Source organism: Candidatus Omnitrophota bacterium, assembly GCA_040755155.1.
GTDB lineage: Bacteria > Hinthialibacterota > Hinthialibacteria > Hinthialibacterales > Hinthialibacteraceae > JBFMBP01.
Window position 1 is genome coordinate 1 of record JBFMBP010000103.1, and the last position, 12,370, is coordinate 12,370.

Here is a 12,370-nt window from a genome sequence, read left to right on the forward strand (position 1 = left end):
TTCGCCTATGGCCTCGCGGCCATCGGCGCATGACTCGGGGCCAGCGTGGTTCGCTACACCTTCACTGTACGGAACTTTCATCCGCTTCCTTACGCCAGTTTTCATCGGCGCTTTCCCCTTGCCACCCATGCCAACCTGCAAGGAGAGTGTTTTTTTTATTCCTCTCCCAAGATTGCTGATCTTTACCCAGAAGTCGGGGGATTAATCATTATGGCGGGCTATACTATGGTGGGCTACGCTTCGCTTTGAGCCCACCCTACGACTACTGGCCACTGCTCACTGTTTTTAGGATTATTCGCTCCAACTCAATGAGAAATCGACGACGTTGGCGCCCGCCAGCGTTACTCTTTTCAATTCCGCCCAACTGTCGATTCGTTTAAGCCACCCCCAAATATACCGGGGCCGGAAATAAAACTCGCGGTAGACGCGGCGGATATCGCGGGTCAGGTCTTCATTGGTCAGGTCGGTGAAAAATTGGTTGAAAAAGGAGTCGCTGTGCAGACGGCTGATATCCATCTGGCTGCCGTCGCCGATTTCTGGGTAAACCTCTTTTACTTCGTCGAAGAGATGGGTTCCAGGATAGGGCGTCGTGATTCCGAAGGTAATGATAGTGGGATCGATCTCTTTAACGAACTGGATGGATTGGTTGATCGTCTCTTTGGTTTCGCCCGGGCTGCCGATCATGCAATGGGCGTGCGTATCGATTTTGAACTCGTGGCATAACTTGAAAGCCTGCCGCGTCTCTTCCACTGTAATGTCCTTGCGTACGTTATCTAAAATTTCCTGCACGCCCGATTCCACGCCGAAGCGGATCAGGTGACAGCCCGCATCCTTCATGATTTTGAGCATTTCCGCGTCGATATTGTTCACTCGCGAACTGCAAATCCACGTAAGATCGATGCCCCGATCTTTAATCCCGCTGCAAATCTCCAACACTCGTTTTTTGGAGGCGGTAAAGAGTTCGTCGCGAAAAAAAATCTCCTTGTAGCCCAGGTTCTGGCAATATTCCATCTCTTCCAGCACTTTTTCGGCGCTGCGGAATCGCACTTTCTCGCCGTAGAAGCCGGGAGACGTGCAGTAGGTGCATTTCGCCGTGCATCCCCGCGTCGTAAACATCGTCGTAAAGGGCATTCTTTTGACGATGGGATTGAAATAATCGATGTTCTGCGGCAGAAGCGTGCGATTGGCGATAGGAAGTTCGTCGAGGTTTTTAATCATTTCGGCGGGAGGATTGATGACGGCTTGGCCATCGGCGTTCTTATAACCGATTCCTCTTACGTTTTTAAACGCTTCTCCTCCTGCTTCCAGCGCCGCCAGCAGGTTTTTCAGCGTATGTTCCTGTTCTTTCATCACGATAAAATCGATGCCCCGCCGCGCCAGCGTCGCCTGGGGCATAAACGTCGGCTGCGATCCCATGACGATGGAGGTCATTTTCGGATTCGCTTGCTTCAGATCGAAGAGGATTTCCGCGTCTTCCTGAATCGTCATCGTGGAAGTGAGCATGGTGCAAACGTCGTATTGTTCTTTATCTACGATCGTTTTGATTTCATTGATCGAATATCGCAATCCGGCGCCGTCGAGCAGATGGGCGTCATGCCCGCTTTCCCGCAATACGGTGGTTACCAGCAACTGCGATACGGGCGGAAACTGGATGCCCGCGATTCGCTTCCCTTTACACCAGCACCCATAGACCAAATCGCGCGCTACGTTTTTGCTATGCTTGCTTGGAGGAATGAGCGTCAATACTTTCATCGGTTCCTCTTCTCCTTATTTAGGGCATCCTCCCAAGAGTATTGCCGGATTACAGATATGTCCACCTAATTAATAAATAATATAATATATAAAATTTATTTATTGTCACGGGGATTTTCTTTTTTTTCCTTGCAGTATGGAAAAATCGTTACATGCAAATTGGACGAATCCCCCCAGATTTTTGTTGGATTTGAATTACCTATGTCCTGATTATGGCGATTTTTTTGAATTTAGCAAGAGAAAAGGAGGAAGAAATAGTGGAACGATTGGAACAGAAAGGAATCGTTTCTTATTGATTACCATCGGTAGGAAATTTGATATTACTAAACGTTTATTTGCCGGTTCATTCCTCCCGCTTCCCCTGCGATACGATCAAATCGGCTAAGAGACCCATAACGCCGATCAGGATTCCTCCTAAAATCAATAGGATATCGCCTTCTTCGATTTTGAATTTCATGACGGCGTCGAATGCTCCTCTTCCCGCACCCAGCAGAAACAGCAATAGGCTTAGCGGCATGAACACGCGCAAGGGATTGAAATACATCACCATACGCACGACCGTGGCCAGATATTTGCTCGTGTCCTTGATGGGATGGAATTTCGATTGGCCGATGCGTTTGTGATATTGCGTAGGGATCCAGGTTACGGCGAAGCCGTTGCAGAGAAATGCGAGCGTCATCGTAGTAACGCAGGAAAAACCTTCCGGCATAACCCATAAGTATTTCATCATTACCGATTTTTTGAATGCTTTTAGCCCCGTATTTAAATCGGGGATGGCGACGCCGGAGAGATAGACGGCGAGTTGGCGGATGAACCATTTCGCCGGGACGCGCAACGCCTTCATCGTACCCTCTTCCGAAGTCCTCGCTCCGTTGACCTGGTCCCAATCGGGAAACATTTTTAGCATTTTGGGGATGTCGGCGGCGGTGTAGGTTCCATCCGCGTCCAGCATGACGATGATTTCCCCCTCGGCGGCGCGGATGCCGGTCTTGCGCGAGGCGCCGGAGCCGCCGTTTCGCTTGCGCTCGATGACTCGTGCGCCCTTATCCTTGGCGATGCGGGCGCTGGCATCGGCGGAAAGATCGTCGACGACGAGAATTTCGTAGGCGTACTCTGTTTGAGCCATCGCATCCCGAACATCGTCGATGACTTTGCCGATCGCTTTTTCTTCGTTATAGCAGGGAATCACGATGCTGACGTCTACAAAGCGCTCGTTGCTGATTATTTCCGGCATGAGATATTCATCCTTTATGGATTTCCAAATCTTTTGCTCTTCTCTTCTGAAACATCATCAGAAGGAGTCGGTGAGCTACGCTGCGCTTAGAACTCACCCTACGAATTTGGCTCATCAGGAGATTCGCCTTCCCCTATCGGAAGATTCGCCTTCCCTTGATTCGCGTTCAAACAAAAAGGGAGGGCGAGGCTCCTGCCGAGCCGGGGTTATTCAAACGTATTTCTTCCTGTCATCGCCGCGATTCTTGTCCTTTGGCATTCTTGGCCTAGTCGGGCGAGAGATCAAGAAGCGCAATGGATGGCGGCGGGAATTAATCTACTTCGCCTGATGGTTCGACTTCCCGGCGTTTGCGGCAATCTCCTCACCGGCGATCTTATGAGGAAGAGTTGCAACGCTCCGTTTCCAAATATAAGCCAGCGCTTTGCGCCAATTTCTCAACGTTGTTCTCGCGACGCCCTTCTTCCAATGGCGCCGGGGAATCAGGGCGGGACAATCCAGGTAGATCGCGCCGCCCGTCCGCCGCATCCGCAGAGACAATTCCATGTCTTCCATCGCTTCTTGATTGGGAAATCCCCCAACGGACGTCAATTTATCGGGGCGGAAAAATTGCGCCTGATCTCCATATGGGATTTGCCAATGCTTTGCCCGAAGCCGGTTTCCCCATTCCAGCAGCCGGAATTTCCATCCACTTCCTTCGATTCGATGGCCGAACGATCCGCCGGCGCAGAATGGATTCGCTTGCAGAGCTTCCATGAGTTTTTGCCGGGCGTCAGGGGGAAGAAGCGTATCCGCATGGACAATCAAAATCGCTTCGAATCTCTCTCCCGTTTTGAGAAGCTCGTTTACGCCAGCGGCGGCCGCCCATCCCCGCGCCGGGGTTTCGGCGCGTACGATTTCTACGCCGTCCCTTTCCGCTTTTTCGCCCGTCGCGTCGGAGGATCCCGCGTCAACGACGATAATCCGGTCTCCCGCTGCACGAAACGATTGCAGGTGGTTCAAGCAGATTTGGATGGTCTCTTCTTCGTTGTAAGCGGGGACGACCAAGCCGAATCGTTCCATCAATTCTTTTTCCCCGTCCTATTGTTGGATTTCGATAAGAATGCAAGCGTTGTAATTACGAAGCGAATTATACAGTGAATAATTTTCCGCTTTAGTCCCTTTGCTCTTAAGCGATAATTTATAGAAACCGATTAATGCGATAGAGCCGCTGTTCCCTAGTCCAGTTTCAGGCTAAAATAAAATGCGGCGAATGAAAATTCGCGTTTGCATTGAAAGATGGAACGACTGTGGTTGAGATAGATAGTTACTATCCTCGAATTGGATTGCGGATAAACCTATGGATGCCCGGTTGCCGGCTCGGAATCGAAAGTCTGAATTTCAATTGGTACTGGAATTTATCGGTTACCGGAATCTAATCATTCTGGGCCTCATCGGCAGTTTTTATTTCGGTTCCGGCGTAAAAAATTTCCTCGACGGCCAACCTATCAGTCGATCCTTCAATCCCTACTACGCGCTTCATTTCCATGACGGAGGCCGGCTCGCCGAGTCATTTTATGATGCGGCTGTGGCTTGGATGGGCAGAAAAATCCAAGAAAGCAAAGATTATCTAAACAATCAATGGGATAAATTCCAGGTTCATTTTCAAACCCGAATCGCTCCCTTTCTGCATACTCATCCTCTTCTCGGCTTTCTTCTCATCATTGGCGTCGGTTTTGTCATCACCATTGTTCTTTTCTCTCTTGCGCTTTTTATCGTAAGAAAGACGATTTCCCTCATTCCTTCCTCCTATACCAGCCCCCTCCTGCCGAATCGAGGCGAACGAGAAGAGGAGATATGGTCGTTCGATCCGCAGAAAAAGCCGACGGACGAACAAATGAAGAAAACGATCCGCAATCTTGAAAAACATGTTCACCTGGCTCCGGCGCTCGGCGGCATCGTTCCTGACGGCGCCGATAAATCGATCAGGGATATTGCGAAAAAAAATCATGGCGTCGATTTGAATTACCGTTGCGCCATCTATGTGATGGGACCGATTAAAGGCATGAAACTCGACAATAGTTACGATATTCCCCTGGCTTTGGACCAGATCAAAAAGATCGCCCAAATCATGGGTCGAGCCGCTTCCTATGAAACCCTTCCTATGGATATGGTCATACTCCGCACGAGAAAAGGGAAAACCAAATGGGAACTGGAACCGAGGTCATCCGCTATCAACCTAGGCAAATCCTATCCCGTAAAAGCGATCGAACAGGTCATGACTAAAAACCGCAAGTATTTCATCTGGGATGCGCGGGCCAAAAAATCGAATACGGGTTATGGCGGAGCGGTTCAGAAAGTCTCCGAACCTGAGGCGTCCGCAGCGCAAACCGCTGAGGTTGGGGCCGCCGAGAAAAACGCTTGATTCCCCCCGCCGAGAAAGAAGCTTCTACGCCTCTCCTAAACGATTTTTCAGATGGGCTGTAAGACGCTTATTCCTGTGGCATGATAGTAATGGTTGCGTAATATGAGAATATAATTGACATCCCATTTTCTCCTCTCTTCTCTCCGTACGGCAATTGATGATATGTTTTATATACAATATAGTAGAGGAGAATGCTATATACTGGTTTGGGTGGAGATCGGCTTTTATCCAGTCGTAAATCCGGCTATAAGGAAATCGAGGAGAAATCGTCATGCATACGAAAAAAAACCGCAGAGATTTTATGCGTAAAGCCGCCGAGACCGGCCTAGGCGTCGCGGCGATAACCAGTCTGGCTTCGCCTAGGGCGTTGGGCGCCAACGAGCGTCTTCGCATTGGGGGCATTGGAGCAGGCGACCGCGGACAAGACCGTCTTCGCACCGCCAAGCGGTTGGGGGCGGAGATCGCGGCGCTTGCCGACGTGAATGACGCCATGCTCGACCTCTGCGATTCCAAACTGGAGCAAAAAACGGATCGCTATCGGGATTACAAGGAACTCCTGGCGCGGGAGGATATCGACGGCGTCATCATAGCCGCTCCCGACCATTGGCATCACGACATGCTTATCGACTCCATCGCCGCCAAGAAGGACATTTACGCCGAAAAGCCTCTATCCCGCACTATCGAGGAAGGCCAGAATATGGTGAAGGCCGTGAAGGCTTCCGACTGCATTGTTCAGGTGGGCAACCATCGCCGCAGCGGCAAACATTGGGCGATCGCCCATGACATCGTCGCGTCGGGCAAGATCGGCGATATCAAATGGGTGCGCACATGGGATTGCCGCTATCGGCTCGACGATCCTTACCAAAGACGAGCGCTCGACAAAAAACTCTTCGATCCCAAGCGCATCGATTGGGATCGTTTCTTGGGAAAGGCTCCCCAAATTCCCTTCGACGCCGAGCGCTGCTCCGCCTGGCGTTGGTTCTGGGATTACGCTGGCGGTCTCATGACTGATATCGGCCCGCATATGCTCGACGTGGCCATGTGGATCACCGATTGCGCCGGTCCCGCCCGCGTCGTCTGCAACGGCGGCAATTATCATTACCCCCGCTGGGAAACTCCCGACAACGTCCATGCCATTCTGGATTGCGAAACCTTCGCCATCGTCTTCGACGTTCAATTTATGAACGGCTACGAAGGCGACGGCGCCGCTTTCTATGGAACCAAGGGCAGTCTAATCCAGGAACGCGACGGAACTTTCAATATCTACGATACGGACAACAACGTCATCGACTCCATCGAAAGCAGCGACGAGGGAACGGCGCACATGCAGAACTTCTTCGATTGCATCCGCTCCCGCAAACAGCCCAATTCACCCGCCGAGATGGGGCATCGAGTCATCATCGGCGCCCACCTCGCCAATATCTCCTATCGGAGCGGAAAACGGGTGGAATGGGATCCCCGGAACGAGCGGTTTTTGTGAGATGAGGCTCTTGCAATAGTAATAAAATCCGCTTTTAAATTCTCCCCCCAAGATTGGGGGGAGTTAGAGGGGGGTTGATTTTGTTGGGCTTAACGCAACCCCCTCCTAACCTCCCCCAAGCTTGGAGGAGGGAAAAAGGAATTTTGAAAGAGGCTTATATGGTATTGAGAAAATTATGAAGAAAGCCGGACAGGCGCCGTTTTCCTTGCGAATTCGGCGCCTATCGTTATTTTTCTATAATAAATCGATGTTTTTGTCTTCCAGCGTTTTTTCCAATTTTTGAATAATAGCGAGTAGAGCGTTGATATCCTGCTTAAGAGCGTTGTGAACGGTTACCAAACCCAATTGCACGTGGGCGGCGGCTTCTACGATTTTATCCAACACTTCGTCTTGCGGAGCGTTTCTACGAATATTTTCGATTACGTCTTCCAAGTGGATCAAGACGAGTTTGTTGGTCTCGTACATTTCCGATAGGGAAGTCATGGAATTGCTGAAGACAAGCGTGGGGAATTCGTTGCTGGCGACGCGTTCGGAAATGACCTGGATTTCGGTTAACATTTCATCCAGCGCTTTATCTCGTAGAAAGCGTTTTTGGGACATAGATCGCTCCGTAGGTTTTTGTTTTTTCAATTATAGGACTTATTTTATATTTAACAATAAAATAATTCACTTTTAACAATTCATTTTTTCTATAAGAGATGCGAGTTCTTTTCAAAGAACTCTACTCGTTTTGGAATTGGAGGGAATAGGCGGCTTACTATGAATGGCGTAAAAAACATTATTTTCGATTTGGGCGGAGTCTTAGTGACTTACAATCCCAAGGCTTTTCTGGAGGCATTGATCGAAGACCAGGACGAGCGCGAATGGTGTTATCGCCATATCGTCCGCGGGCCGGAGTGGGTGGAATTGGACCGAGGAACGTTGACGATCGAAGAAGCGAAACGAATTTTCATAAGCCGCAATCCCCGCATGAACCAAGTTATAGAAACGCTATTCGAGCACTGGATCGATTTTTTCGATCTTATCGAGCCAACGGTGCGTTTGTTGAAATTATTGAAATCCCAAGGTTATGGCGTTTATCTTCTCTCCAACTTTATCAAGGAATATTTTCCGGCCATTCGTTCCCGCTATTCTTTTTTCGACGAATTCGACGGCATGGTCGTTTCCAGCGAAGCGGGTTGCGTTAAGCCGGAGAAGGAAATCTACCTTCTCACCCTGCGGAAATTTTCCCTCTCTCCCGATTCTTGCCTCTTCATCGACGACTATCCCGCCAACGTCGAAGCCGCCGAGGCCGCCGGGATTCCCTCGATACTGTATAAAAATCCAGAACAATTGGAAGAAGAGTTGCGGCGCTGGAATTTGTTGAAATAACTCCGAAAAACGGTTGCTTTTTTTTGACGCGCCTTCCTTGCGTATGGTAAGATGCGGAAACTAAAAACTCAGGCGGAACGCGTCCGTTTCCGCCTCCAGCGGGAGATAGAAAAATGGATGAAATGAACCGTAGACAATTCGTTAAAATCGGCGCCGGTTTGGGCGCCGCGACGGGAACGCCTTTGGTTTTTGCGGAAGAAGAAGCGAAAAGCGAATCGAAGGACATGATTTATAGGGAACTGGGCGATACGAAATTAAAAGTCTCGGCCGTCAGTTTGGGCACGTATGGCTTCTCGAATTCGGGATTGCTGGAACGGGCGCTGGATAAGGGCATCAATTTCATCTGTACTGCAGCCGAATACCAGAACGGCGTTGCCGAAGAATCTATCGGCAAGGTGGCCAAAAAACGCCGCAAGGATATGGTTATCATGACCGGCTGGAGCTGCCGCCCCAATTCCACCAAGCAGGAACTGATCGCCTCGCTTGACGCCAGTCTCAAACGCTTGAGTACAGATTATGTAGATATCGTCAAAACCCACAATCTCGATAAGGCCGCGCTTCTCGACAATGAAGCCCAGTTTGAAGCCTTTGAGGAGGCCAAGAAAACGGGCAAGGTTGGTTTTTTGGGACTGTCGAATCATAACGCCGATATCATCGATGTTTTGCAAGCGGTTTTGAAGAAGAAGAAATTTCATGTTCTTCAATGCAAATTCAATTTCATGGAATATGAAAAGCAGATGAAAATTTTCGACGAGGCCGAGAAATTAGGAATCGGAATCGTCGCTTTCAAGGTCCGCGCGGGCAAGCGGGAAAATGAAATAAAGGAACTGGAAAACAAGGGCCTTCAAGTACGGCAGGCCGCCATCCGCTGGGCTTTGAACGATAAACGAATCGCCAGCGTCTGCATGGGCTTTACCAATTTCGATCAAATCGACGAATACCGCGAGGCCGTCATGAAAAAACTGAGCCGTTCCGATGAAGAAGCGTTAAGGCTCTACGCCCAGGCCGTCGATCGCTCCTATTGCCGCAATTGTTCCACATGCGAAGCCTATTGCCCCAACCAGGTCGCTGTCGCCGAGATCATGCGATATTCCATGTATTTCAAATATTATAAAATGGAAAAAGAGGCCATGCGCCTTTATTCCGCCTTGCCGCCGGATCGAGCCGCCGATCCCTGCGCCGGTTGCGGCGGCTTTTGCGAGCAGGGCTGCCCCTATGGCCGCCCCGTTCGGACGGGTTTATTGGAAGCGAGGGAGATGCTGACGTGATGCGGAGTTGTGCTTTTCTTGTTTTTTCCATGATCGTTTTCGTTCCTGCAGGCTATTCGCAGGATATTTCATCCTCGGCGGAGAAAAGCAAGGTTATGGATATTCTTCCTGCCTCCGATTTTATGCCGGGATGGAATTTCGAGGATAAACCGGAGTTTTACCAACCCGATGCGCTCTATGAACATGTTGATGGCGAAGCGCCCTTGTATCTGTCGTACGGATTTCGCGGCCTGGCCTATGCCCGTTACGCCGATTCCCAAGATGCGGAAAACTCCATCGCCGTGGAAATCTTCGACATGGGCGATTTGGAAGGCGGCTTCGGCGTCTATTCCTCTCATCGCCATCCTACGGAACGCTTCGCTTTGTATGGGACGCAGGGCTATCGTTCGGGCGCGCTCCTAATTGCCTGGAAAGGGCCGTATTTCATTTCCATGCTGGGAGACGAGGATAACGCTATAACGGCGGATGCGCTGGAACGATCGGTTCGGGAAATCGTCAAAAAAATCCCCGGCGATGATGCTTATCCCGATTTTCTTAAACGGCTTCCCTTGAAAAATCGCATTCCCAATTCGGAGAAATTCATCGCCAAGGATTACTTGGGATGGAAATTCTTCCGCCGCGCAGTCGAAGCCAAATATGTTGTGGAATCGGTCACTCCAACGGTATTCGTAGTTCTATGCCCCGATGCCGATCAAGCGAAGGGAGCCTACGCCGAATTCGTCAAGACGATATCTGGGCAAGCTGGACTTAAAGAGGACGAGCAGGAAGGCGTGAAAAGCGTTTGGTTGAAGGACCCCTATCTGGGCGGAGTCTCCGCCTCGCAGGAAAACGATTGCGTCATCGGCGTCATCTCTCCGCAAGACGATTTGTCCGAAAGCGGACGCAAGGAGCTGATGGAGCAATGCCGCCTGGCTATACGTTCTTTGCAGAAAAAAGAATGAGAAGGCTTCGGCGGCGGCCTATGGCCGAATCGGCGGAAATGGCGGGCGCCGTTTGAGAAACAAGCGGCGCCCGTTTTTACTCGTATTTAACCTTTTTAAGACTCTTTATAATCCTAAAAACGGCAGTTGGCAATTTGTTTGAGATTATTAATCCTTGTTTTTAATAATGATGCGTAATAACATCCTAATCACCCAAAAGGTGAGCGGAATGTATTTCGTAACTTGCTTAATTTATTTAACTTATCACTCGTCAATTGTCACTTATTACTGTTGGACGAAGCGGCTACGCCGCAGAGTTTTGCGTGGCCGGATTTTCTAGTTGAATAATTACCTTGTTAAATTTTTCGAGTTGTCATGTATTCTTACTGAGAAGGCGGATTCTCAAATCCTGCCAACCATTCAATTGACTCAGGAGGAAGATCATGACTCCCTTACGCCGTCGGATGATCGAAGACATGAATTTAGCCGGACTCAGCCAAGGAACTCAAAAAGAATATATTCGCATGGTTTCGGCTTTTGCCCAGCAATTCGGTTGTTCGCCTGAACGGATCGAAGAAGAGCTGGTTCGGATTTACTTTCTGGATCTTCGCGACAATAAAAAAGTCGCCCTTGGAACGTTTCAGGTGCCTTACAGCGCCCTGAAATTTCTCTATCAGACCACGTTGAACTACGGCGGCTGCCCAGGATTTCTTAGATTGCGTCGAGTTTTTGGGCTTCGTTCATGGTTATTGTCGCCTCGTTCGCCTTAGCAGGAGACCAACTTTCTCGATCTCCTACCATCGGCCATTTTTTACGAGGATGACATTTTCACTGTGGCGTTAGACCCTGACATTTTCACTGTGGCGTAACACCTCTATTTTTCATAGTAGACGAATGGTTATTCTTGGTTTAAGATAGGAAGCCTTTTGGTCGGGTGGCAAAAGCAAGGCCGGGTGGCAAGGGCAGGTTTTTTTCTGCCCTTGAGTGATATTTGAAGGATGACCTCCTGCGGCGCACCCTTGCATCTCAATATAAATCTAACGTGCTTTAAGGAAATATATTATGCGCTCGTTATGGATGGCTTCATTTGTTTTCTTTTTGCTTTTTCCCGTATTTTACTGGGCGCAGGATGCTAAAGCGCCTTCGCCGGACGGCGCGCAAAGAATGCGAAAAGCCGCCTCCAGCACGCTGGCGCCGGTCTATGAGCCGTTGGCGGAATGGCTTGTCGATAAGTTCGATCTGATAGAAAAAGAGGGGATCGGCGTCGATGTGGGCGGCGGTCCTGGAACGTTGATTATCGAACTGGCTAAGCGGACGAAAATGCACTGGATCAACGCGGACATCAATCCCAATCATTTCCCATTCTTTTTCGCGGCGGCGGATAAAGCGGGATTGGGCGGGCGGGTCAGCGCTTTGTTCGCAGACGTTCAACATCTGCCGTTGCGGGACGATTACGCCGATTTCGCCATCTCGCGGGGATCGTTTCCTTTTTGGGAAAATAAACAGGCGGGATTCGCCGAAATCCTGCGCGTTCTCAAGCCGGGATGCGCGGCGTATATCGGACGCGGATTTTCGGAGAATCTGCCCGTGGAGACAGCGAAACAAGTCCGGGACAAGCAAAACCAGAACGGCAAGGGCTTGAAATACGACCTTAACGAGACGGAATCGGAGTTGCGGGGGATTATGAAAACGTTGGGGATCGAGAATTTTATCATCCACAGACCAAAACCGTCGGGAAGCGAAGGCGTGAATTACGGCATATGGGTTGAGTTCAGAAAATCATCCGCTAACAATCCGGAGAAATAATAAGAGCATCCAGAGGCTCTTGCAAAATTAATAAAATCCGCTTTTAAATTCTCCCCCCAAGCTTGGGGGGAGTTAGAGGGGGGTTGATTATGTTAGACTTAAAGCAACCCCCTCCTAACCTCCCCCAAGCATGGGGGA

At 49.9% G+C, this 12,370-nt stretch carries 12 protein-coding genes; 8 read left to right on the plus strand and 4 right to left on the minus strand.

What is annotated here, in order from left to right:
• The first annotated feature begins 45 nt into the window (after window positions 1-45).
• Window positions 46-249 (plus strand): hypothetical protein, encoded by a 204-nt coding sequence (locus AB1656_15690; protein MEW6236826.1) that lies wholly within the window; start codon window positions 46-48, stop codon window positions 247-249.
• 42 nt (window positions 250-291) lie between these two features.
• Here AB1656_15690 and AB1656_15695 read toward each other — a convergent pair whose 3' ends face one another.
• The 3 genes from AB1656_15695 to AB1656_15705 all read right to left on the minus strand — a co-directional run bounded on the left by AB1656_15695 (window position 292) and on the right by AB1656_15705 (window position 4,045).
• Window positions 292-1,752 (minus strand): radical SAM protein, encoded by a 1,461-nt coding sequence (locus AB1656_15695; GenBank protein MEW6236827.1) that lies wholly within the window; start codon window positions 1,750-1,752, stop codon window positions 292-294.
• 343 nt (window positions 1,753-2,095) lie between these two features.
• Entirely contained in the window at window positions 2,096-2,986 is an 891-nt protein-coding gene (locus AB1656_15700; GenBank protein ID MEW6236828.1) for a glycosyltransferase family 2 protein, read from the minus strand.
• A gap of 315 nt (window positions 2,987-3,301) precedes the next feature.
• On the minus strand, window positions 3,302-4,045 hold the full coding sequence (locus AB1656_15705) for a glycosyltransferase (GenBank protein ID MEW6236829.1): 744 nt from the start codon (window positions 4,043-4,045) through the stop codon (window positions 3,302-3,304).
• A gap of 277 nt (window positions 4,046-4,322) precedes the next feature.
• Between AB1656_15705 and AB1656_15710 the strand changes: the two genes are divergently transcribed.
• Window positions 4,323-5,387: a hypothetical protein gene (locus AB1656_15710; protein ID MEW6236830.1), complete on the plus strand. Its 1,065-nt coding sequence runs from the start codon at window positions 4,323-4,325 to the stop codon at window positions 5,385-5,387.
• A 271-nt stretch (window positions 5,388-5,658) separates the two neighbouring features.
• The gene (locus AB1656_15715) at window positions 5,659-6,867 is read left to right on the plus strand and encodes a Gfo/Idh/MocA family oxidoreductase (GenBank protein MEW6236831.1); all 1,209 of its coding nucleotides are present in this window, start codon (window positions 5,659-5,661) and stop codon (window positions 6,865-6,867) included.
• A gap of 234 nt (window positions 6,868-7,101) precedes the next feature.
• Here AB1656_15715 and AB1656_15720 read toward each other — a convergent pair whose 3' ends face one another.
• Window positions 7,102-7,467: a hypothetical protein gene (locus AB1656_15720; GenBank protein ID MEW6236832.1), complete on the minus strand. Its 366-nt coding sequence runs from the start codon at window positions 7,465-7,467 to the stop codon at window positions 7,102-7,104.
• 159 nt (window positions 7,468-7,626) lie between these two features.
• Here AB1656_15720 and AB1656_15725 point away from each other — a divergent pair, with 159 nt between their 5' ends.
• From AB1656_15725 to AB1656_15745, 5 genes are all read left to right on the plus strand, one after another.
• A complete protein-coding gene (locus tag AB1656_15725; protein ID MEW6236833.1) occupies window positions 7,627-8,238 on the plus strand; it encodes an HAD family phosphatase in 612 nt (203 codons plus the stop codon).
• Between the two features lie 113 nt (window positions 8,239-8,351).
• Window positions 8,352-9,506, plus strand: coding sequence for an aldo/keto reductase (locus tag AB1656_15730; protein ID MEW6236834.1), 1,155 nt, complete (start codon window positions 8,352-8,354; stop codon window positions 9,504-9,506).
• Complete coding sequence (locus AB1656_15735; GenBank protein MEW6236835.1) at window positions 9,506-10,447, plus strand: DUF6599 family protein; 942 nt, start codon at window positions 9,506-9,508, stop codon at window positions 10,445-10,447. The genes AB1656_15730 and AB1656_15735 overlap by 1 nt, the downstream gene beginning before the upstream one ends.
• Window positions 10,448-10,869: 422 nt before the next feature.
• Window positions 10,870-11,196 carry a phage integrase N-terminal SAM-like domain-containing protein gene (locus AB1656_15740; GenBank protein MEW6236836.1) on the plus strand — a complete coding sequence of 109 codons (327 nt, stop codon included), beginning with the start codon at window positions 10,870-10,872 and terminating at the stop codon, window positions 11,194-11,196.
• A gap of 292 nt (window positions 11,197-11,488) precedes the next feature.
• Window positions 11,489-12,232 (plus strand): class I SAM-dependent methyltransferase, encoded by a 744-nt coding sequence (locus tag AB1656_15745; GenBank protein MEW6236837.1) that lies wholly within the window; start codon window positions 11,489-11,491, stop codon window positions 12,230-12,232.
• Window positions 12,233-12,370: the final 138 nt, after the last annotated feature.